The sequence below is a fragment of the Cupriavidus neocaledonicus genome (assembly GCF_000372525.1).
Taxonomy (GTDB): Bacteria; Pseudomonadota; Gammaproteobacteria; order Burkholderiales; family Burkholderiaceae; genus Cupriavidus; species Cupriavidus neocaledonicus.
This window is the reverse complement of the sequence record NZ_AQUR01000096.1, coordinates 110,321-132,263: the sequence shown is the minus strand read 5'-3', so window position 1 is coordinate 132,263 and position 21,943 is coordinate 110,321. Positions and strand designations below refer to the sequence as shown.

22 protein-coding genes are annotated in these 21,943 nt (G+C 68.8%); 13 read left to right on the top strand and 9 right to left on the bottom strand.

Annotated features, from left to right (window positions below; all coding sequences use genetic code 11):
* The first annotated feature begins 271 nt into the window (after positions 1-271).
* The 3 genes from thiL (at position 272) to A3AG_RS0115680 (ending at position 2,487) form a co-directional block, all read left to right on the top strand.
* Entirely contained in the window at positions 272-1,252 is a 981-nt protein-coding gene (thiL, locus tag A3AG_RS0115690) for a thiamine-phosphate kinase (RefSeq protein ID WP_018006328.1), read from the top strand.
* Positions 1,253-1,377: 125 nt separating this feature from the next.
* Entirely contained in the window at positions 1,378-1,944 is a 567-nt protein-coding gene (locus A3AG_RS0115685) for a phosphatidylglycerophosphatase A family protein (protein ID WP_018006327.1), read from the top strand.
* 45 nt (positions 1,945-1,989) lie between these two features.
* On the top strand, positions 1,990-2,487 hold the full coding sequence (locus tag A3AG_RS0115680) for a CinA family protein (RefSeq protein ID WP_012353857.1): 498 nt from the start codon (positions 1,990-1,992) through the stop codon (positions 2,485-2,487).
* A 78-nt stretch (positions 2,488-2,565) separates the two neighbouring features.
* Here A3AG_RS0115680 and pyrF read toward each other — a convergent pair whose 3' ends face one another.
* Positions 2,566-3,384: an orotidine-5'-phosphate decarboxylase gene (gene pyrF, locus A3AG_RS0115675; RefSeq protein WP_018006326.1), complete on the bottom strand. Its 819-nt coding sequence runs from the start codon at positions 3,382-3,384 to the stop codon at positions 2,566-2,568.
* A 208-nt stretch (positions 3,385-3,592) separates the two neighbouring features.
* Here pyrF and A3AG_RS0115670 point away from each other — a divergent pair, with 208 nt between their 5' ends.
* Complete coding sequence (locus tag A3AG_RS0115670) at positions 3,593-4,492, top strand: DMT family transporter (protein WP_018006325.1); 900 nt, start codon at positions 3,593-3,595, stop codon at positions 4,490-4,492.
* Between the two features lie 554 nt (positions 4,493-5,046).
* A complete protein-coding gene (gene corA, locus A3AG_RS0115665) occupies positions 5,047-6,009 on the top strand; it encodes a magnesium/cobalt transporter CorA (protein WP_018006324.1) in 963 nt (320 codons plus the stop codon).
* Positions 6,010-6,020: 11 nt separating this feature from the next.
* Here the strand turns inward: corA and mtgA are convergent, their stop codons facing one another.
* The 8 genes from mtgA to mpl all read right to left on the bottom strand — a co-directional run bounded on the left by mtgA (position 6,021) and on the right by mpl (position 14,513).
* On the bottom strand, positions 6,021-6,722 hold the full coding sequence (mtgA, locus tag A3AG_RS0115660) for a monofunctional biosynthetic peptidoglycan transglycosylase (protein WP_035848921.1): 702 nt from the start codon (positions 6,720-6,722) through the stop codon (positions 6,021-6,023).
* A gap of 89 nt (positions 6,723-6,811) precedes the next feature.
* Entirely contained in the window at positions 6,812-7,699 is an 888-nt protein-coding gene (aroE, locus tag A3AG_RS0115655; protein WP_018006322.1) for a shikimate dehydrogenase, read from the bottom strand.
* Entirely contained in the window at positions 7,699-8,631 is a 933-nt protein-coding gene (locus A3AG_RS0115650; RefSeq protein WP_018006321.1) for an energy transducer TonB, read from the bottom strand. Before A3AG_RS0115650 ends, aroE begins: the two co-directional genes overlap by 1 nt.
* A 136-nt stretch (positions 8,632-8,767) precedes the next feature.
* Entirely contained in the window at positions 8,768-10,870 is a 2,103-nt protein-coding gene (locus A3AG_RS0115645; protein ID WP_018006320.1) for a ribonuclease catalytic domain-containing protein, read from the bottom strand.
* A gap of 226 nt (positions 10,871-11,096) precedes the next feature.
* Positions 11,097-11,837 carry a 3-oxoacyl-ACP reductase FabG gene (fabG, locus tag A3AG_RS0115640; protein WP_018006319.1) on the bottom strand — a complete coding sequence of 247 codons (741 nt, stop codon included), beginning with the start codon at positions 11,835-11,837 and terminating at the stop codon, positions 11,097-11,099.
* Positions 11,834-12,499: a chorismate--pyruvate lyase family protein gene (locus A3AG_RS0115635; protein ID WP_018006318.1), complete on the bottom strand. Its 666-nt coding sequence runs from the start codon at positions 12,497-12,499 to the stop codon at positions 11,834-11,836. Before A3AG_RS0115635 ends, fabG begins: the two co-directional genes overlap by 4 nt.
* A complete protein-coding gene (locus tag A3AG_RS0115630) occupies positions 12,496-13,110 on the bottom strand; it encodes a YqiA/YcfP family alpha/beta fold hydrolase (RefSeq protein ID WP_018006317.1) in 615 nt (204 codons plus the stop codon). Before A3AG_RS0115630 ends, A3AG_RS0115635 begins: the two co-directional genes overlap by 4 nt.
* A 14-nt stretch (positions 13,111-13,124) precedes the next feature.
* Positions 13,125-14,513, bottom strand: a complete 1,389-nt coding sequence (gene mpl, locus A3AG_RS0115625; protein ID WP_026164221.1) for a UDP-N-acetylmuramate:L-alanyl-gamma-D-glutamyl-meso-diaminopimelate ligase — start codon at positions 14,511-14,513, stop codon at positions 13,125-13,127.
* Between the two features lie 190 nt (positions 14,514-14,703).
* Between mpl and A3AG_RS0115620 the strand changes: the two genes are divergently transcribed.
* From A3AG_RS0115620 to tpx, 8 genes are all read left to right on the top strand, one after another.
* Entirely contained in the window at positions 14,704-15,393 is a 690-nt protein-coding gene (locus tag A3AG_RS0115620; RefSeq protein WP_018006315.1) for a hypothetical protein, read from the top strand.
* A gap of 33 nt (positions 15,394-15,426) precedes the next feature.
* The gene (locus A3AG_RS0115615; protein WP_018006314.1) at positions 15,427-15,975 is read left to right on the top strand and encodes a TlpA family protein disulfide reductase; all 549 of its coding nucleotides are present in this window, start codon (positions 15,427-15,429) and stop codon (positions 15,973-15,975) included.
* A 197-nt stretch (positions 15,976-16,172) separates the two neighbouring features.
* Complete coding sequence (gene aroQ, locus A3AG_RS0115610; RefSeq protein ID WP_018006313.1) at positions 16,173-16,670, top strand: type II 3-dehydroquinate dehydratase; 498 nt, start codon at positions 16,173-16,175, stop codon at positions 16,668-16,670.
* 167 nt (positions 16,671-16,837) lie between these two features.
* Positions 16,838-17,305, top strand: coding sequence for an acetyl-CoA carboxylase biotin carboxyl carrier protein (gene accB, locus A3AG_RS0115605; protein ID WP_018006312.1), 468 nt, complete (start codon positions 16,838-16,840; stop codon positions 17,303-17,305).
* A gap of 246 nt (positions 17,306-17,551) precedes the next feature.
* A complete protein-coding gene (gene accC / locus A3AG_RS0115600) occupies positions 17,552-18,904 on the top strand; it encodes an acetyl-CoA carboxylase biotin carboxylase subunit (protein ID WP_026164220.1) in 1,353 nt (450 codons plus the stop codon).
* A gap of 40 nt (positions 18,905-18,944) precedes the next feature.
* Positions 18,945-19,838: a 50S ribosomal protein L11 methyltransferase gene (prmA, locus tag A3AG_RS0115595; RefSeq protein ID WP_018006310.1), complete on the top strand. Its 894-nt coding sequence runs from the start codon at positions 18,945-18,947 to the stop codon at positions 19,836-19,838.
* A gap of 9 nt (positions 19,839-19,847) precedes the next feature.
* Positions 19,848-21,275 (top strand): DUF3426 domain-containing protein, encoded by a 1,428-nt coding sequence (locus tag A3AG_RS0115590; RefSeq protein WP_026164219.1) that lies wholly within the window; start codon positions 19,848-19,850, stop codon positions 21,273-21,275.
* Positions 21,276-21,373: 98 nt separating this feature from the next.
* Complete coding sequence (tpx, locus tag A3AG_RS0115585) at positions 21,374-21,874, top strand: thiol peroxidase (RefSeq protein WP_018006308.1); 501 nt, start codon at positions 21,374-21,376, stop codon at positions 21,872-21,874.
* Positions 21,875-21,943 lie beyond the last annotated feature (69 nt).

Below are 21,943 nucleotides of genomic sequence, written 5' to 3'. Positions count from 1 at the left end.
TTCACAATAAGCGTTTTGCTTGGGGCACCTTTGCGATTCGGTACAATATGCCCCATCCTCCCGGGCAACACCAGCAGGCGTAGCGCCCAGCCGGCAAAGCGGCGCAGCGCATGGCGGTCATGGCTGTGATGCGCGGCAGTATCTTGCTGAAACGCGCGACGTGCACTCATGCTGAGGCCCGCGCCGCTGCTGGATTTACGGGCATGTCCCGCCGATCTGCTGCAAAACCCCGCCGTCACTTCACCGCCCGTCTCGGGCACGTCGTCGATCCATGCCCAACGCCCAGCCCGCCCAGCTTTCCGAATTCGACCTGATCCGCCGCTATTTCACGCGGCCGGTGCGCAAGGCTGCGCTCGGCGTGGGCGACGACTGCGCACTGATCGAGGGCCGTCCCGGCCATCATCTCGCCATCAGCACCGACATGCTGGTCAGCGGCCGCCATTTCTTCCCCGACGTGGCGCCGCGCGCGCTCGGCCACAAGGCGCTGGCCGTAAACCTGTCGGACCTTGCCGCCATGGGTGCCGAGCCGCGCGCCTTTACGCTGGCGCTGGCCTTGCCGGAGGCCGAGCCCGATTGGCTCGCCGAACTGGCGGGCGGCATGCTGGCGCTGGCCGACGAACATGGCTGCGAACTGGTGGGCGGCGACACCACGCGCGGCCCGCTGACGCTGTCGCTGACGGTATTCGGCGACGTGCCGCTGCGCGCGGCGCTGCGCCGCGACGCGGCCCGCGCCGGCGACGATATCTGGATCTCCGGCACCCTGGGCGACGCGCGCCTGGCGCTGGGCGACTGCCGCGGCGAATGGCTGCTGCCCGAACCCGAATTCAGCCAGGTGAGGCCGCGCATGGACACGCCCACGCCGCGCGTGGCGCTGGGCATGGCCCTGCGGGGCGTGGCGCATGCGGCACTGGACATCTCCGACGGCCTGGTCGGCGATCTCGGCCATATCCTGTCGCGTTCGCAGGTCGGCGCGCTGGTCGACGTCGATGCCCTGCCCCGCTCGGCCGTGCTGGCCGGCCAGCCCGAGGCTATCCAGCGCGAATGCGTGCTGGCGGGCGGTGACGACTATGAACTGTGTTTCACCGCACTGGCCGGCCAGCGCGACGCCATTGCGGCAATCGGCGAGCGCCTGGCGCTGCCGCTGACGCGTGTCGGCGCGATCACGCCCGAGCCGGGCCTGCGGCTGGTCGACCGCGCCGGCAACCCGACCCGCTACGAGGGCGCCAGCTTCGACCATTTCGCTGCCCCCTGACACCCGGCCACAGGCATGTCATGATGCCGGCATCGGCGCCTGCGCGGGCAAGGGAGTCCCGCACGCATCGCAGCGCAAGCCGGCCATAACCATAAGCCGTATCTGCATCACACGAGCCAACTTTGATGCCCACCTTCCCTCCCGGGGCCGCGCCGCGCGACCCCGCCCTGACCCTGGAAGCCGGCCAGACCGTCAAGGTCACGCGCCCGAGCGCGCGCTTCATGCTGGCGCATCCGGCGCACCTGATCGCCTTCGGCTTCGGCTCGGGCCTGTCTCCGGTCGGTCCCGGCACCGTCGGCACGCTCTACGCCTGGCTCTCGTTCGTGGTGATTTCACTGTGGATCGAGCCCGCCGCCTGGCTGTGGATCATCGCCGGCGGCTTCGTTCTGGGCCTGTGGGCGTGCGCCCGCACCGCGCGCGCCATGGGCGTGCACGACCACGGCAGCATGGTCTGGGACGAGATCGTAGCCTTCTGGCTGGTGCTGGCCTTTGTCATGCCGACCGGCTTCTGGGGGCAGTTCGCCGCGTTCCTGTGGTTCCGGCTGTTCGATATCGCCAAGCCCGCGCCGATCGGCCACTATGACCGCAGTTTGAAAGGCCCGGGCCTGCGCGGCGGCTTCGGCGTGATGTTCGACGACATCTTCGCGGCGTTCTACACGCTGCTGGTGTTTGCCCTGTGGCGCTCGTTCTGAGCGGCCAACGCCAGACTGATTCCCAACACAACCTTTGCACCCATCATGTCCGTCAGCCGCCTGCTCGACCAGCTCGCCATCCAGGCCGGCGTCGCCCTAGCCGACAAATCCCTGATGCTGGCCACCGCCGAATCCTGCACCGGCGGCCTGGTCGCCGCCGCCATTACCGACGTGTCGGGCTCGTCGGGCTGGTTCGAGCGCGGCTTCGTCACGTATTCCAACGAGGCCAAGTCGACCATGCTGGGGGTGCCGGCCAAGCTGATCCGCGATCACGGCGCGGTCAGCGAAGAGGTCGCGCGCGCGATGGCGGAAGGGGCGCTGCTGAACAGCCGCGCGCAGGTTTCGCTGTCGATCACCGGGGTCGCCGGCCCCAACGGCGGCACGCCGGAAAAGCCCGTGGGCATGGTGTGCTTTGGCTGGAGCAACCGCATCACCACCATCGTCGAAACCCAGCGCTTTCCCGGCGACCGCGCGCAGATCCGGCGCCAGGCGGCCGAGCACGCGATGCGGGGCCTGGTGGAGTTGCTGCGCAACGAGGCCTGAAGCCGCTGCCGCCGCAAGCCGCTCAAACGAAAAACCGCGCCAGCAGGCGCGGTTTTTTTATCGTTCCGCGTGCGGCGGTCAGCCGTGGCGGTAGCGGTTGATGGTCTCGCGCGTCTGCAGCGCGACGTTGCGCGCGGCCGCGGCGAAGTCTTTCTCGCGGCTGGCGTACAGGATGGCGCGCGAAGAGTTGATCATCATGCCGGTGCCGTCGGCGGTGCGCCCGGCCTTCACCGTGGCTTCGATATCGCCGCCCTGGGCGCCGATGCCGGGAATCAGCAGCGGCATGTCGCCGACGATCTGGCGCACCCGCGCGATCTCGTTGGGGAAGGTCGCGCCGACCACCAGGCCCATCTGGCCGGTGGTGTTCCAGCGCTCGCGCGCGGCCTCGGCCACCAGCTGGTACAGCGGCTTGCCGTCGACCTGCAGGAACTGCACGTCGGAACCGCCCGGATTGGAGGTGCGGCACAGCACGATCACGCCGCGGCCCGGGTAGGCGAGATAGGGCTGCATCGAGTCGAAGCCCATGTACGGGCTGACCGTGACCGCATCGGCCTTGTAGCGCTCGAAGGCTTCCAGTGCATAGTGCTCGGCGGTCGAGCCGATGTCGCCGCGCTTGGCGTCGAGGATCACCGGGATGCCGGGGTGGGCATCATGGATATAGTGGATCAGCTGCTCGAGCTGGTCTTCGGCGCGCTGCGAATGGAAGTAGGCGATCTGAGGCTTGAAGGCGCAGACCAGGTCGGCGGTGGCGTCGACGATCTCGCGGCAGAACGAGAAGATGGCGCCGCCGGCCCCGGTCAGGGACAGAGGAAGCTTGTGCGGATCAGGATCGAGCCCGACGCACAGGAGGGAATCGTTGCGCTGCCAGGCGGCAGCAAGCTGCTCGGTGAAAGTCATGGGTACTCGGAATGTCCTGGTGGCGCCGGCGTCTCATCGTGAAGCCATCGTTGGCCGAAGAACTCGGCCGGCGCGGTTGGCCGCAGCGGCGTGAAAACCGTTCATCCCTGCAGCATATGTCGCTTTCGGCAATTTTACCCGCTGCGTGCTATCGTTTTGCGCTTCCTCTCAAAACAAAGCGCGGCATCCCGCACAGCCGCGTCCCGTCATGTCTCTCGATCGCCGTGGTCTCTTCCTGCTTGTGGTGCTGACGCTCGCCTGGGGCATCAACTGGCCCATCATGAAGGTCGGCGTGGCGCATTTCCCGGCGCTGGGCTTCCGCCTGCTGTGCATGGCCGGCGGGCTGGTTGCGCTGGGCCTGGCGCTGCGGCTGCGCGGCGATTCGCTGGCGGTGCCGCGGCGCGAATGGGGCACGGTATTCCGGCTGGCGCTGCCCAACATGGTGATCTGGCACCTGTTTGCGATCTGCGCGGTCAAGATGCTGTCGTCGGGCCGCGCCGCCATCCTGGGCTACACCATGCCGATCTGGGCGGTGGTCTGGGGCCTGGTGTTCTTCCGCGAGCGCATCGGCGCATGGGCGTGGCTGGGCATCGCCTGCGCGCTGGCGGGCACGGTGCTGCTGCTGTCGGGCGAGCTCGCCGCGCTGACCGGCAGCCCGGCCGGTACGCTGCTGATGCTGCTGGCCGCGGCCGGCTGGGGCTTCGGCACCCAGCTGATGAAGCGTACCCGGACCGACGTGCCGATCGGCGCCATGACCTTCTGGATGCTGGCGGTGACGCTGCCCTTCCTGGCGCTGGGCTCGCTGCTGCTGGAAGACGGCTGGCGCATGCCCACCGCGATCGAATGGGCCGCGATCGCCTACAACGCGGTGGTGGTCTTCGCCTTCTGCCACCTGGTCTGGTTCGGGCTGGCGCGCAGCCTGCCGCCGGTGGTGTCGAGCCTGTCGATCATGTTCATCCCGGTGGTCGGGGTGTTTTCCGGGATGTGGATGCTGGGCGAGCAGCCGCACTGGCAGGACTACGCCGCGATCGTGCTGATGTTCCTGGCGCTGTCCTCGGTGATGCTGGCGCCGCTGCTGTGGCGCCGGCTGCGCGGCGTGGCCGGCTGACGCCCGCGGTGCATGGCGGGTCGCGAGCCGGCAACGGCGCGCGCCGTTCGCGGAGATTTCACTTAACAAGCCACCCTCCGTTGGGCTACACTCGCGGCCATCACAATCCCGGAGAAATTACGTGGGCAGTAGCATCGGGTGTTCGAGTTGGCGCGGCAACGCTGCGACCTCTGCGAATGCCATGTCACTGCGGGCTGCGTAACGACGACCCGCCCGGAGCACCCGGCTCCGCGCTTCGTCGGCCTTGCCCGCAGTCAGAACTGCGGGCGAGTGTCTTTCCGTGCCACCGGCGGCGCCTCCATGCGCGCCCACCGTGGCGGATCTTCCCTCTCCCGGCTAGCCAGCCAACCCAGGCAAACGCCATCGCCTTGTCCGCCTGCCGCGCGCAGCCGCGGCACAGCGCGATCACGCTTGCCCGTGGCCCGGCCTTGCGCGGCATGCCGCGCGGCCATGACGGGGCATGACGCAATACCTGGGAATGCGGCGAGCCGCCTGCGCTTGTCTTCGCGCTTGTCTTTGTTTTTCGTCGCAATCAGCAATAAGGAATCCCGGGGATGATCAACCTGTTCGTCCTGCAAAAAGGCCGGCTTGCCCAGGAGCAGGTCGACGAGCGCAATGAGCTGCTGCAGCACAAGCCGATCTGGATCGATGTCGTCAATCCCGACGACGAGGAACTGAACTGGATCAAGGAAGCCTATGGCGTCGCCCTTCCCGAACTGGAAGACCTGGGCGACCTGGAAGCGTCCGCGCGTTATTTCGAGGGCGAGGACGAGAATATCCATATCCGCACCGACTTCCTGCTCGACGAGGAAGAGGTGTCGCGCAACGTGCGCGTCGCCTTCGTGCTGACCAAGGACGTGCTGTTCTCCATCCACGACGAAGACCTGCCGGTGTTCCGCCTGGTGCGGCTGCGCGCGCGCATGCGCCCGGGCTCGGTGCGCAACGCCAAGGACGTGCTGATGGACCTGTACGCGACCGACGCCGAATACTCGGCCGACTCGATCGAGGAAATCTACGAGCGCCTGGAAGAAGCCAGCCGCCGCGTGCTGGCCGAGAACGTGACCGATGCCGCCGCGGCCGACGTGCTGGAAACCATCGCGCGCGAGGAAGACCTGAACGGACGCATCCGCCGCAACGTGATGGACACGCGCCGCGCGGTGTCCTTCCTGATGCGCAGCCAGCTGTTGTCGGCCGAGCAGCAGGACGAGGCGCGCCAGATCCTGCGCGACATCGACTCGATCGAGAACCACACCGCGTTCCTGTTCGACAAGATCAACTTCCTGATGGACGCCACCGTCGGTTTCATCAACATCAACCAGAACAAGATCATCAAGCTGTTCTCGGTGGTGTCGGTGGCGCTGATGCCGCCCACGCTGATCGCCAGCATCTACGGCATGAACTTCAAGTTCATGCCGGAACTCGACTGGGGCGCCGGGTATCCGTGGGCGATTGCGCTGATGGCGGTGTCGGCGGCGATCCCGCTGGTGTATTTCCGCCGCAAGGGGTGGTTGAGCTGAGGCCGGCGGCTTCAGTCGGGCAGCGTCGCTGCCCCCATCCGCCGCGCGATGATGCCCGCCTTGGCGCGGAAGTTCACGCGCACGTTGGCGCAGTATTCCTTCTTGTCGAAGCACTTGGGCGCCGGCAGCGCCGCCGCCAGGCGCGCTGACTGGCCCACGCTGAGCTTGTCGGCGCTGGTGCGGAAGTAGTGCTGCGCCGCGGCCTGCGCGCCGAACACGCCCTCGCCCCATTCGACAGAATTCAGATAGATCTCGTAGATGCGCTGCTTGTCCAGCCAGAACTCGAGCATCCACGTGATGGCGAGTTCCTGGCCCTTGCGCAGGTAATGCTGCTCGGACGACAGGAACAGGTTCTTGGCCAGCTGCTGCGTGATGGTCGAGCCGCCGCGCACGATGCGCCCGCGCTTCTTGTTGCGCTCCCAGGCATCCAGCATGGCATCGAGCTCATAGCCGGGGTGGTTGACGAAGTCGGCATCCTCGCTGGCGATCACCGCGCGCTTGAGGTTGCGCGAGATACGGTCGTACGGCACCCACTGCCGGTCCAGGCCGCAGCTCCATACATTGATGCCGCACAGGCGCCAGCGCTCGGCGCGCATGAAGGTAGTGGTGCTGGGATTGAGATACTGCCAGCTGGCGATCTGCACGAAGAAGTACAGTTGCATCGCCACCACGCCGGCAACCACGCAGCCCAGCAGGTAGCCGAGCCAGCGCACCGGATTGAAGACGGCGCGCGCCGGCGCCGCGTGGGTGCGGGCGGCACTGGCCGTGCGGTTGCGGTTGGCCACGGCTGGCGGCGCCCCGGTCAGCCCTTGCGTTCGGCCTGCAGCGCGGCGCGCAGCTCGGCCAGCACGGGCGCGGTACGGGGCCGCACGCCGCGCCAGATATAGAAGGCCTCGGCGGCCTGCTCGACCAGCATGCCCAGCCCGTCGCTCACGCGCGCGCCGCAGCGTGCGGCGAACTGCAGGAACACGGTAGGCTCGGCGCCGTACATCATGTCGTAGGCCAGCACGCCCTCGCCCAGCAGGAACTCCGGCACCGGCGGCACCTCGCCCTGCAGGCTGCTGGACGAGGCATTGATCACCACGTCGACGGCTTCATCCTCGGACAGGCCCTCGAGCGCGTCGAGGCCGCCGCCCCACAGCTCGACGCCATACTGGTCGGCTGCCTCGACAAATTCTTCGAGCATGTCGCTGGCGCGCGACGCGGTGCGGTTGGCCACCACGATGCGCGAAGGCCGGCATTCGACCAGCGGCAGCATCGCGCCCATCGCCGCGCCGCCGGCGCCCAGCAGCAGCACGCGCTTGCCCTCGATCAGGGTGTCGAGGTTGTCCTGGATATCGCGCACCAGGCCGATGCCGTCGGTGTTGTCGCCATGGATCAACCCCTCTTCGATCCACAGCGTATTGACCGCGCCGGCGGCCTCGGCGCGCTCGGTCAGGCGGTCGGCCAGGTCATAGGCTTCGAGCTTGAACGGCACGGTCACGTTGCAGCCGTAGCCTCCGTCGGCGAAGAACTGGCGCACGGTGTCGGCAAACCCGTCCAGCGGCGCCTCCAGGCGGTCATATTGCACGGCCTCGCCGGTCTGGCGCGCGAAGGCGGCGTGGATCGCGGGCGAGCGGCTGTGCGCGACCGGGTTGCCGATCACCACATAGCGGTCGGCGCTGGCTTGGGAAGGATCAGTGGATGTCATCAGCGTGCCTGCAAGCGGGTTTCCAGCCCGCTGCGCGAAAACTTGAAAGTGGATATGACTTCGAGGATGTCCTGGCGCGCCGACATCTCCGCGGTAAAGGCGCCGAACGGCGCGGCCGCGCGCACGATCGCCACCGCCTGGCGGTCCAGCGCGGGATCGCCCGAGCTCTTGACTACGTCGATGGCATCGACGTTATAGCCATCGCGGTTGTAGCCGAGCTTGCCCTGCCGGTTGACGTTGATCACCAGGATCAGCTGGCCGTAGAGCGGCTTGCCGTTGCGTTGCGGGAAATCCGTGGTGCCGCGCGCCTCGATCTTGCGGCGCAGCCGGTCGTAGTACTGCGCGTAGTCGACCGCCTGCGCGCTGGTGGCGGTCAGCTGGAAACGCTTGGGCCGCTTGGCGTAATGTTCCAGGTTGCGGCCGATCTCGGCTTCCAGCCTGGCCATCTCGTCGGCCGAGGTGCGCTCGTCCTGGCCGCGCAGCGGCGTGTCCTGGCGCTTCTCGCCGGGCTTGAGCGGCTGGTTGCGCACCGCAGGCGCGGCCTCGCGCGCCTGGGTCAGCAGGCGCTGCTGCTCCTGTTCCAGCTGCTCGACGCGGCGCTGCACCTGGCGCACCAGCTCGCCCTCCTGCGTCAGGGTCTGTGCCGGCAGCGGCGTGGTGGCGCGCTGCCGGTCATGGTCACCACCGCCGTCGAGGTTGGCCTGCGCCAAAGCGGTCGGGTTGCGCGGCTTCTGCGCCGACTTGGCATTGACCAGCACCACGTCGAGCGCGGCATCGCTGCGCTTGATCTCGAACACTTCCGGCGCGGCCACCCGCACCATCAGCAGCAGCGCGTGCACGGCCACGGAAATGGCCAGCGCCCGGGCCAGCATACTGCTGTTTTGCCACCTGGCATGCCACCAGGGGCGGGAAGCGGCAAGAGTGGCGTTCACGATGGATGGATGAGGGCTCGGCAGACAACCGCGGCGGCACCGGCCGGTGCCGGTCTGGCAGAGCGGGCCCGCGGGCCCGCGGGTCCGACTGGACCCGACCCGCATTGTAAGGGAGCCCCGCGGATTTCCGAAGGCTTCAGCCGGCCGCCGGGGCGCCGGTGTCGCGCTCGCCCGACGCCTCGCCGCCGGCGTCACCCCCCGGCTGGCCCGGCTCCGGATCCGCGACGCCCGCGGCGTGCTCGGCGGCTTCCTCGGCCGCTGCCTCGGCTGCGGCTTCGGCGGACATTTCAGCGGCTTCCTCGTCGCTTTCCAGCTCTTCTTCGGGGACTTCGCCTTCACCGGCAAAGATCTCGAGCACCCGGCACGAGACCTCCAGCGTGATCTCGTCGGTCTCGCCGATCTCCAGCAGCACCTGGGTGCCGCGCTGCGCCTGCACCAGCTCGGGCACGCGCGTGACCAGCGGGATCTCGGTAAAGCGCACCGCGCCTTCCTTGAGCACGGAGGCCACCATGCGTTCGCGGTTTTCCTGCTTGAGCCAGCGCAGGCACCAATAGCGCTCCATGGTCGACTGGTGGTCGGCATAGGCGGCGTAGGTGCCTTCGAAATCGGCCACCGCGGCCAGCAGGTCGGCGTCCTTGGGCTTGAACGGCGCCACCAGCTTGGCGGTCACGCCGTGCTGGGCCACCGCCAGGATCTGCCACTGGTTGACCAGGTCGACATAGCGGCGCAGCGGCGAGGTGCTCCACGCGTACTGCGCCACGCCCAGCCCTTCATGGGGTGCCGGATAGGTCTGCATGCGCGTGCGATGCATGCCCCAGGCCTTCTGCGTGCGGTAGATGCCCGGCACGCCGTGGTCCGCCAGCAGCTTGCCCCAGGTACTGTTGGCCAGGATCATCATCTCGGCCACGATCTTGTCGAGCGGCGAGCCGCGCTTGCGCTGCTCGATGCGCACACGCTGGCTGCCGTCGGCCTGCTCGTCGAGGTAGAAATTGAAGTCGGCGCGGTTGTGCGTCTCCGGGCGCAGGCCGCTGGCGAGGCGCGCCCGCTGGCGCTCGTCGTACAGGTAGCCGGCAAAGTGCCACAGCCGGGTCAGCGCCTCGCGGAACGGATACTCGCCGGTGCCCTCGGCGAGCGAGGCCTCGGTAATGACGTCGTCGAGCAGGTTGTGGCGCAGGTTGGCGGCGATGGGCACCATCTCGGCGCGGGTCTCGCTGCCGGTGATCAGCCACACCGACGGGTCCACCGTCACGTACAGCGACAGCGCCGGGCAGACCCGGCCTTCCTGCAGCGTGTAGCGCTCGACCACCGGGTCGGGCAGCATGGTGATCTTGTCGCCCGGGAAGTAAACGGTCGACAGGCGCTGGCGCGCGATCGCGTCGAGCGGCTCGCCGCGGCGGATGCCCAGCGCCGGCGCGGCGATATGGATGCCGATGCGCAGCTTGCCGTCGGGCAGCTGCGTCACCGACAGCGCATCGTCGATCTCGGTGGTGGTGACGTCGTCGATCGAGAACGCCTCGACCTCGGCCAACGGCAGGTCTGCCGGCGGCTCGGGCACGTCGGTATCGGGAAAGCCAGTGCCCTTGGGGAAGCACTCGGCGAGGAACTTGGCCTCGTGCAGCGCGCGCGCGCTGGCGACGCCGCCGGCGGCCACCATCAGCCGCATCGGCGACATGCCGAGCGCGGTGCAGGCGGCGTCCATGGCCTTGTATTCGAGGCTGTTCTTGTCCGGCTTGAACAGCAGCTGCAGCACCTTGTTGCGGAACGATTCCGGCAGCGTCAGCGCCTTCAGCTGTTCCTCATATTCGGCCTGCACCAGCGCCTGCTGGCGCTTGCGCTCGAGCGCGGCCAGCGCGGCCTTGAGCTGGTCTTCGGGCGCGCGCTGGTAGCGTCCGCGCCCCTTGCGGCGGAAGTACACCGGGTTGCCGTGCAGCGCCATCGCCAGCGCCGCCTGCTGCACCGCCCCGGGCTCGGCGCCATAGTATTCGGCGGCCAGCTCGGCAAAGCCGAACTCGGCCTCGGGCGCGCATTCCCACAGGAAGTCCAGGTCGATCTCGGCCACCATGTCGCCGGTCTGGCGCACCAGCTCGGGCGCCGACGGCTGCGCGAACTGCAGCAGCACGTCGCGCGACTTGACCTTGGTGCGCTTGCCGGCCGGCAACTCCACCTGGTAAGCCTCGCCCTGCTGGTTCAGCACGGTGCCGGCGCGGATCTCGCCGCCTTCTTCGAACAGCAACTGCATCGATCGGTACTTTCAACTATGCGCGGAACCGCGCCGGGCGGCCCTGTGGCCAGCGCTGGAGCGGATCCTGTGGGAGAAATGGTGCCACCGCGCGCACCCCGCCATCGAAGCGTGCGAACGGCAACGGCTGGGGGCGCGTGTGCCTGCCGGTGGCCTGCCGGTGACTGGCAAAGACCCGGCCTGAGACCTGGCATGATACCGCACCGCGGTCCGGCCGCCCCCGGGCTCAGAGCGACATGCCGCCGCTGGCCTCGATCGCCACGCCGTTGACGTAGCTGGCGTCGTCGCTGGCCAGGAAGGCGTAGATGCTGGCGATCTCGGCCGGCTCGGCCAGCCGGCGCAGCCAGCACGACGACTTCATGCCGTCCAGCACCTTGTCCGGCACGGTCTGCAGGATCTCGGTGTTGACGAAGCCCGGGCACACCGCGTTCACGCGCACGCCCTTGGGACCGAGCTCGCGCGCCCAGGTCTTGGTGAAGCCAATCACGCCGAATTTGCTGGCGGCGTAGTTGGTCTGGCCGAAATTGCCGTACAGGCCGACCACGCTCGAGGCGTTCAGGATCACGCCCTTGCCCTGCTCGGTCATCAGCCCGGCCACGGCCTGCGCGCAGTTGAATACGCCTTTCAGGTTGACGTCGATGACGGCATCGAACTGGGCCTCGGTCATCTTGGCCAGGCGCGCGTCCTTGGTGATGCCGGCGTTGTTGACGAGGATATCGACCCGCTCGTGGGCGGCCAGTACGGCCGCCACCATGGCGTCGACCTCTTCGCGGCGCGTCACGTCGACGCGGTAGGCCGATACGGTGGCGCCGGTGGCCGCCAGCCTGGCGGCGGCCTCGCGCACGCGCGCTTCGTGCACGTCGCACAGCACGACGATGGCACCGTCTTCGGCAAAGCGCTGCGCGGTGGCAAAGCCGATGCCGGCGGCGGCACCGGTGATGATGGCAACCCGACCCTGCAGTTTCATCTCGTGGTCTCTTTCTTGGTTTCGGTAGTGTGTGTCGAAACAGGGCTTCGGTCTGTCGTCCGCATATATTTGGGATGCGGTACCGCCTCGGTCCCCGGGGATGGCCGCGACAGCAGGTCCGGCAGGAACACTTCCGTCACGAGCATGACGCCGCTGCCGCGCCGGAACACCGAGCGCCGCGCGGTCAGCATGGGCACCGCCGCCATGGCCGGCAGCACGCGGTGCAGGGCCTGCCGCAGCGGGTGGTGCGGCAGCAGCCGCGCAAACTGGAACGGCTCGCGCTGCACCGCCGGATCGACGAACAGGCGCCCGCCCAGCGGGCGCTCGCCCAACCCGCGCAGGAACGGCCAGTCGCGCCGCGCATGGCGCAGCCGCACCACGGTGTGGGCGAACACGGCGGGGATCTCGTCGCAGATCAGCAGCACCTCGCGCGTCAGCGCGGGGGTGCGGTCGGCCTGGCCCAGCGCTTGCCATTCGTCGGCGAGCGGGCGCTGCGGCGCCTGCAGCAGCCGCGCCACGCGAAAGCGCGCGGAGGCAGCCACCAGCCGCGCCGTCAGCGAGCCGTCATCGCCGGTGACCCAGCGCCGCAGGTTGGGCGGGACCGTCGCGTCGAAGGCCAGGTGGGGACTCCAGCCGCAGCGGCGCACCGACTGCGCGCTCATGCCACGCCGGCGCCGTCCGGCACCTTGCCGCCCGGGCCATAGCCGCAGAAGGCGAGCACATCGTCGACGTAGTCGGCAAATTCGCTGATGCCGTGGTCGCTGCCTTCGATTACGCGGATGTTCGCGCCGGGGCAGGCCTCGACCATTTCGCGGTAATCCAGCACCTCGTCGCCGGTGGCGGCGATCAGGTAGTAGCGCTCGGGCCGGGTGATGGTGTCCACGCGCAGGTCCAGCAATTCCTGCAGGTGGCGGGGTTCGACCGTGACCGAGCCGCCGCCGTGCCACAGCGGCTGTTCGCCCAGGTAGCTTGCCAGGTCGGTCCAGGGATGGATCGCGGGATTGAGCAAAACGGTCTTGCAGCCGTGCTGCTCGCCCAGCCAGCGCGCATAGAAGCCGCCCAGCGACGAGCCGACGATGGCGATTTCCTGGTCGCCGCCGGCTTGCGCGGCGCGGATCGCCGCCTGCGCCTGGGCCACGGCCAACGCCGGCGAGACATTGAGCGTGGGGCAGGCGTAATAGCGCCCCACGCCCCACTCGCGCATGCGCGCCTGCACCAGCTGGGCCTTGAACGATTGCGGCGAAGAGCGAAATCCGTGCAGATACAGCAGCATGGCGTCGGGTCCGGTCAGGCCGCCGCGCCCTGGGCCAGCGCGTCCAGCAGCTTCTGGTGGACGCCGCCGAAGCCGCCGTTGCTCATCACCAGCACATGGTCGCCCGGGCGCGCCGCGGTGCACACCGCCTGCACCAGCGCGCCGAGGTCCTGGAATGCGGTGGCGGTGGCGCCCAGCGGCGCCAGCGCTTCGGCCAGGTCCCAGCCCAGGGCGTCCTTGCCGGCGGGGGCGCCGTAGCCGAACACCAGGTCGGCCTGCTCCAGGCTGGCCGGCAGCTGCGCCTTCATCACGCCCAGCTTCATGGTGTTGGAACGCGGCTCCAGCACCGCCAGGATGCGGGCATTGCCGACACGGCGGCGCAGCCCTTCGAGCGTGGTCTGGATCGCGGTGGGATGGTGGGCGAAGTCGTCATAGACCGTGACGCCGCCGGCCACGCCGCGCACTTCCATGCGGCGCTTGACGTTGGCGAAGCGCGACAGCGATGCGATCGCCTGCGCGGCCGGCACCCCGACATGGCGCGCGGCGGCGATCGCGGCGAGCGCGTTCATGCGGTTGTGGGTGCCCTGCAGGCCCCACACCACGGTGCCGGCGACGGCGTCGCCGAACCAGACATCGAACGCATCCTTGCCTGGCGCCGCCTCGGTGCCGGCGGCGTCGCTCTCGCGCCAGTCGCCCACGCCGAACTGCTCCACTTCGCTCCAGCAGCCGCGCTCCAGCACTCGCGCCAGGCTCGCTTCCACGCCGTTGACGACGATCCGCCCCTGGCCCGGCACGGTGCGGACCAGGTGATGGAACTGGGTCTCGATCGCGGCCAGATCCGGGAAGATGTCGGCGTGATCGTATTCCAGGTTGTTCAGGATGGCGGTGCGCGGACGGTAGTGGACGAACTTGCTGCGCTTGTCGAAAAACGCCGTATCGTACTCGTCGGCCTCGATCACGAAGAAGTCCGATTCGGTCACGCGCGCCGAGATGCCGAAGTTCTGCGGCACCCCGCCCACCAGGAACCCGGGGTTGTAGCCCGCGTCTTCGAGGATCCAGGCCAGCATCGACGTGGTGGTGGTCTTGCCGTGCGTGCCGGCCACCGCCAGGACCCACTTGCGCGCCAGCACGTGCTCGCCCAGCCATTGGGGGCCGGACACGTAAGGCAGGTTGCGGTCGAGGATGGCCTCCATCAGCGGATTGCCGCGCGAGACCACGTTGCCGATCACGAACAGGTCCGGCTCCAGCGACAGCTGGGCCGGGTCGAAGCCCTCGATCAGTTCGATGCCCTGGGCTTCGAGCTGGGTGCTCATCGGCGGGTAGACGTTGGCATCGCAGCCGGTGACGCGGTGGCCGGCCTGCTTGGCCAGCACCGCCAGGCCGCCCATGAAGGTGCCGCAGATGCCGAGGATATGAATATGCATGGGTTCCCGGAAAGACTTGAAGCCCGCAGGCGTGGGGGATTCGGGCCCGGCGGCGCGGCGGCTGGGTGGAGCCTTGTGGCGCGGCGGCGGCCGGGCAGGAAGCCTACGATTGTACCCGAGCGCCAGCGCCCTTCGCTGCACTGCGGCAGCGTGCGCACCGCGTGCGGGGACGCCTCCGGTATCATGGGGCATGAACCGACGTACCGCCCCTGACCCCACCCGCTTGCGCGAGGAAATCGCCCAGGCCGCCGCCCGCATGATCGCCGAGGACGGCGCCGACTACGCCACCGCCAAGCGCAAGGCCGCGCGCCAGGTGCTGGGCGAGCAGCGCGTGCCGGGCGAATGGCTGCCCGACAACGAGCAGGTCGAGGCCGAAGTGCGCGCCTACCAGGCGCTGTTCCACGCCGACAGCCAGCCGCGCGTGCTGGCGCTGCTGCGCCGGCTGGCGGTGCTGGCGATGCAAGACCTGGCGCCGTTCCGGCCCTATCTGGTCGGCGCCGTGCTCAACGGCACCGCCACCGAACACTCCGATATCTATCTGCAATGCTTCTGTGACAGCGCCAAGGACGCCGCGCTGCACCTGATCAACGCCGGTGTCGACTTCGAGACCAGCGAGAGCCGCCACTTTGGCGGCCGCGGCGAGGTCGAAACGCTGAGCTTCCTGTGGAAAGGCCAGTGGCCCGACCGCCGCGAGGCGCGGCTGCTGGCGGGCGAGGTCCGCGCGGAACTGGGTGCGCCAGTCGGCATTCATATAGCGCTGTATGATGCCGTCGATGAACGCGGCGCAGTGCGAACGGACGCCTCCGGGCGCGCGGCGCGCGCCGATGCGCAGGCCGTGCAGGCCTTGCTCGATGCCGCCGACGCCGCCGGCAACGCCTGAAGCCCGCCCTCCCTTCTACTGGTCAAGCCACCCATGACTGAAACCGTCGTCCCGCCCGTCCGCCGCTCCCGTCTGTGGCTGTGGATCGCCGTCGCCGTGATCGCCTCTGCCGCCGGCGCACTGGCCGGGCATTTCGTGTTCTCGCCGAAGCCCGCAAACGACCAGGCCGTCGAAACCTTGTTCCAGTCGCGCCTGCCGGATCCCGCCGGAGCCGAGCTGGACCTGGGCAAGTTGCGGGGCAAGACGGTGGTGGTCAATTTCTGGGCACCGTGGTGCGGACCGTGCGTCGAGGAAATGCCGGAACTGACCGCGCTGCACGAGGAGTTCAAGCATCGCCAGGTCGAATTTGTCGGCATCGGTATTGATTCCGCGGCGAACATCCAGCAGTTCACCAAAAAGGTACCGGTCGCTTACCCCTTGGCCGTAGCCGGCTTTGCCGGTACCGAACTATCCCGCAATTTCGGTAACAGTGCCGGCGGCCTGCCTTATACCGTAGTCATCCAGCCGGACGGATCGGTGAAGTACCGCAAAATGGGGCGGGTCAGCGCGGATGAGCTGCGTGCGGTGCTGCCGCGCTCATGAGTCCATCACTGCGACAACGTCGTGCAATTCCTGCGTTCTTGACAGAATTACTGGCGTTACGGATCGCTTTGGTGCGAAAGTGCGGGAAAGGCCGCCGCAAGCGCGCGCCGGCCCGGCAGAACCTGTATGGCGTGCTAGACAAATCCCTCTAAGCTACGGTAATCTCCGCGCAATTTCGTTGATCTGGTCGAGCCGCCGTGACTGCATCCCGCTCTATCCGTCGCTCACCCCGCTACCGCAAGGTGCTGGTCCTGCATGGACCCAACCTGAACTTGCTTGGGACGCGCGAGCCGGAAACCTACGGGCACACCACGCTGGCCGATATCGACGCGGCCCTGGCAGAGCGTGCGGCGAAAGCCGGCATTGCGCTGGATACGTTCCAGTCCAACCACGAGGGAGCGCTGGTCGACCGCATCCATGCCGCGCGCGCGGAAGGGGTCGAGTTCATCATCATCAACCCGGCTGCCTATACGCATACCAGCGTGGCGTTGCGTGACGCGCTGGCCGGCGTGGCGATCCCGTTCGTCGAGGTGCACCTGTCGAACGTGCACCGGCGTGAAAGCTTCCGGCACCACTCCTATTTCTCGGACGTGGCGGTCGGGGTGGTCTGCGGGCTAGGCTGGCAGGGTTACCTGCTGGCGCTGGACTATGTACTGGGCCAGGAGCAGCCCCCGCCCGACAGTTCGGGGAGCTGAACCCCCACAAGGATTTTTTCGACAACCTGCGCGCGCCGCCCGGCGGCCTGCGCCCGTTGGCGTGCCTTGGCACGGCGGGTGCGGATTTCCGGTGGCCGGCACAACGATTGTTCCGCTACGGCTCGTCCCGGGCAGCGGCGGAAAACCCGATTCAGGAGGATAAAAAGATGGACCTGCGCAAGCTGAAGACGCTTATCGACCTGGTGGCCGAATCCGGCATCTCCGAGCTGGAAGTCACCGAAGGCGACGGCAAGGTACGCATCGTCAAGCAACCGCCGCAAGTCGTCGCCGCGCCGATGGCCATGCCGCAGATGCAGGCCCTGCCCGCCGCCATGCCGGCCGCCGCGGCCCCGGCCAGCGCCGCCGCACCGGCGGCCGAGCCGGCTGCGCAACTGCCCGCCGGCCACGTGGTGACCTCGCCGATGGTGGGCACTTTCTACCGCGCCCCGTCGCCGGGCGCCGCGCCCTTCGTCAACGTCGGGGACGCGGTCAAGGAAGGCCAGACCGTTTGCATCATCGAAGCCATGAAGCTGCTCAACGAGATCGAGTGCGACAAGGCTGGCGTCATCAAGGAAATCCTGGTCGAGAACGGCCAGGCCGTTGAATACGGCCAGCCGCTGTTCGTCATCGGCTGATCCTGACCGGCATGCCGGGCCCGATGCTGCAGCCGCCCGCGCCAGCGGTCCACTGCGGCACTGCCCGCGCGGCATGCCAGGGCGCTTCCCGCGCCACGGACGTCGTGGGCCTCGCGGCCCGTTCCGTGCAGTTTCATGCAGTTCCCGCAGTCTCGCCGCCCGCGTGGCCACCGGCCATCGCGGAGCGCGCCCGGCGCGCCATGGCGCCACGTAGCGGGACCGCTACTGTTCTCGCAGAGAGAGACCATGTTTGAAAAAATTCTGATCGCGAACCGCGGCGAAATCGCTCTTCGCATCCAGCGCGCCTGCCGCGAGCTGGGCATCAAGACGGTCGTGGTGTACTCCGAGGCCGACAAGGAGGCCAAGTACGTGCGCCTGGCAGACGAAGCCGTCTGCATCGGCCCGGCCCCGTCGCCGCTGTCCTACCTGAACATGCCCGCCATCATCTCGGCCGCCGAGGTGACCGATGCGCAGGCCATCCACCCCGGCTACGGCTTCCTGTCCGAGAACGCGGACTTTGCCGAGCGCGTGGAAAAGTCCGGCTTCGTCTTTATCGGCCCGACCGCCGACAGCATCCGCCTGATGGGCGACAAGGTCTCGGCCAAGCAAGCCATGATCAAGGCCGGCGTGCCGTGCGTGCCCGGCTCGGATGGCGCCCTGCCCGACGATCCCAAGGAAATCCTGGCGACCGCGCGCCGCGTCGGCTACCCGGTGATCATCAAGGCCGCCGGCGGCGGCGGTGGCCGCGGCATGCGCGTGGTGCATACCGAAGCCGCGCTGATCAACGCCGTCAACATGACACGCGAAGAAGCCGGCCGTGCCTTCGGCAATCCCGAGGTCTACATGGAGAAGTTCCTCGAGAACCCGCGCCATGTGGAAATCCAGATCCTGGCCGACCAGCACAAGCAGGCCATCTGGCTAGGCGAGCGCGACTGCTCGATGCAGCGCCGCCACCAGAAGGTGATCGAGGAAGCCCCCGCGCCGCATATCCCGCGCCGCCTGATCGAGCGCATCGGCGACCGCTGCGCCGACGCTTGCAAGAAGATGGGCTACCGCGGCGCCGGCACCTTCGAGTTCCTGTACGAGAACAACGAGTTCTACTTCATCGAGATGAACACGCGCGTGCAGGTCGAGCACCCGGTCACCGAGATGATCACCGGCATCGACATCGTGCAGGAGCAGATCCGCATCGCCTTCGGCGAAAAGCTGCGCTTCCGCCAGAAGGATGTGCAGTTCCGCGGCCACGCGATCGAATGCCGCATCAACGCCGAGGACCCGTTCAAGTTCATCCCGTCGCCGGGGCGCATCACCGCCTGGCACATGCCCGGCGGCCCGGGTGTGCGGGTCGACTCGCACGCGTATGATGGTTACTTCGTCCCGCCCAACTACGATTCGATGATCGGCAAGATCATCTCCTACGGCGCCACACGCGAGCAGGCCATCGCCCGCATGCGCATCGCGCTGTCGGAAATGGTGGTGGACGGCATCCAGACCAACGTGCCGCTGCACCGCGAACTGATGATGGACGCCAACTTCGTCGAAGGCGGCACCAGCATCCACTATCTCGAGCATCGCCTGGCCGAACGCGCGAAGGCCTGAGCACCGGTCTGAGCTAACCCGCAGCAACAGAAGGAAGCCCGTGGCATTTCAGGAATGTGTGATCGAAGTGGCGCAGGACCAGGCCGAGGCCTGGTCTGACGCCCTGTTCGACCTCGGCGCGCTGTCGGTCTCGGTGGAAGACGCCGACGCCGACACGCCCGACGAGCAGCCGCTCTTTGGCGAGCCCGGGCTGGAACCGAAGCAACTCGCGTGGAACCGCTCGCGCGTGGTCGCGCTGTTCGGCGACGACGCCGATCCGGCCGTGGTGGTGGCGGCCGCCGCCAACCAGCTCGGCATCGACCCGGTGCCGCCGTACCAGCTGCGCGCGGTCGAGGACCAGGACTGGGTGCGGCTGACGCAATCGCAGTTCGAGCCGATCCGCGTGGGCGAGCGCATCTGGGTGGTGCCCTCGTGGCACGACGCGCCCGAGCCCGACGCCGTGGTGCTGGAGCTCGACCCGGGCCTGGCCTTCGGCACCGGCAGCCATCCCACCACGCGGCTGTGCATGCAGTGGCTGGAGCAGAACCTGACGCCGGGCGAAACCGTGCTCGACTACGGCTGCGGCTCCGGCATCCTGGCGATCGTGGCGCGCAAGCTCGGCGCCGGCGCCACGGTCGGCATCGACATCGACCCCAACGCCGTGGAGGCGTCGCGCTACAACGCCGAGCGCAACCGCGTCGAGGCCTCGTTCGCGCTGCCGGAATCGGTGTCCGACGCCAGCTACGACCTGGTGGTCGCCAATATCCTGTCCAACCCGCTCAAGCTGATGGCCGCCATGCTGAGCGCGCGCGTGCGCGCCGGCGGGCGGCTGGTGCTGTCCGGCGTGCTCGAGCGCCAGGCCGACGAAGTCGCCGCGGCCTATGCCCCCTGGCTGCCGCTGACGGTGTGGCGCAGCGAGGAAGGCTGGGTCTGCCTGCACGGCACCCGGCCCTGATTGCGCCCGATGGCCGCCGTCAAGCTAGTCACGCGCTGCCCGGCCTGCCGCACCGCCTTCCGGCTGGTCGCCGACCAACTGCGGCTGCGCCAGGGGCTGGTGCGCTGCGGCCAGTGCGAAACGGTGTTCGACGCGCGCGAGCACCTGATCGAGATTCCGCTGCCGGCGGGCAGCGCGCAGGCCTCGGCACAGAAGCCGGCAGCGTCTGCCGCGCCTGTCCCCGCAGCCGCTGAAACCACCGCGCCGCCCGCCTCATCACCCGCGGCACCCGCGCCGACCCCGACTCCCGCTTTCACCCCGACCATCGATCCCGGCTACGACGTGCCGGCGCTGGATGCGCCGACCATGCTGATGTCGTCGCCCGAGGACATGGCCGCGCCACCGCAGGCCGGCATGGACGATGCCGAGATCGAACGCGCGCTGCGCGAAGCCAACGCAGCCGTCGCCGACCGCGATGCCCGCGACGCGCAGCGCCAGGCGCCAGGCCTGGTCGCCGAAGCGGCCCCGGCCCCGGCCCCGGCCCCGGCCCCGGCACCGACACCTGCACCGGCGGCAGCCGCCTGGCCGGCGCTCGATCACGGCGCGCTCGATAGCCCGGCCGGCAAACCCGCGACGCCGGCCCCCGGCGCCATCCCCAGCGCGAGTGAATTCCTGCGCGCGGCATCGGCCGATCAGGCATCCGAGTCGGCGCCGTGGCCGGATCACACGCAGCGCCCGGCTGACCAGGCTGCGCCCGCCACGCCGCCGAACGCATTGCCCGCGGTCGGCGAGCAGGACCAAGCGCGCTCCGCCGGTCCAGATACCCTTGCCAGCGTCACCGGCGGCGCGGTGGCGCGCGAGCAGGCGACGCGCCGCTGGGTCCGCGCCGAAGCACCGGCCGGCCCGGTGTTCGCCCCGGACTTCCTGCGGCACGCGCGCGACCGCGAACGTGAACGCCAGCCACGCCGGCCCATTGCGGTGCCCCGCGTCGCGTGGCGCGCGGCAGCCGTGGTACTCGCCCTCGCCGCGCTGTTGCAGCTTGCGTACCTGGGACGCAGCCAGCTCGCCGGGCACCTGCCGATGCTGCGCCCGGCACTCGAGGCGGCATGCGCGCCGCTGGGCTGCACCGTGCCGCCGTGGCGCGACATCGATGCGCTGCGCATCGAGACCTCGCAGCTGCAGCGCCAGGATGAAGGCGGCGACACCTACCTGCTGGCGGTCACGCTGCGCAACCTGGGCCGCGCCAGCACCGCGCTGCCGGCGATCGAGCTGGTGATGACCGACCTGCAGGACCAGCTGCTGCTGCGCCGGGTGCTGCAGCCCGCGGAATACCTCGAGCCGTCGCAGCAGGCCTTTGCCGCGCAAGGGCTGCGCGCGGGCATGGAGCTGCCGGTTCGGGTACGATTCCGGACGCAGCAGGCGCCGGCCAACTATCGCGTGCTGATTTTTTATCCCTGAATTCCTGGCCCGCCGCCGGACCGAATCCGAGCCTGTCGGCGGGCCTTGCCCCCGCTCCGGACCACCACCGGAAACCCATCAGAGATCAAGGAGTAGACATGAGCAACGTCACCCTCGGCGGCAACGCCATCGAAGTCGCAGGCAAGTTCCCGCAACCCGGCGACAAGGCCCCGGCCTTCTCGCTGGTCGGCAAGGACCTGAAGGACGTCTCGCTGGCTGACTTCGCCGGCAAGCGCAAGGTGCTGAACATCGTCCCGAGCCTGGACACGCCGGTGTGCCAGGCGTCCGCGCGCAAGTTCAACGAAGCCGCCAGCGGCCTGGCCAACACCGTGGTGCTGACCATCTCCGCCGACCTGCCGTTCGCCATGGGCCGCTTCTGCACCGCCGAAGGCCTGGCCAACGTGGTGCCGCTGTCGACCATGCGCGGCGCCGAGTTCAAGGGCAACTACGGCGTCGACATCAAGACCGGCCCGCTCGCCGGCGTGACCGCGCGCGCCGTGGTGGTGCTGGACGAGAACGACACCGTCAAGTACAGCCAGCTGGTGCCCGAGATCAAGAACGAGCCCGACTACGACGCCGCCCTGGCCGCGCTGAAGTAACAGGCGGCGCGCCTGCGATGTCAGCGGCCGCCCGCGACCACGGGGCGGCCGCTTCTGTTTTCTGCGTTA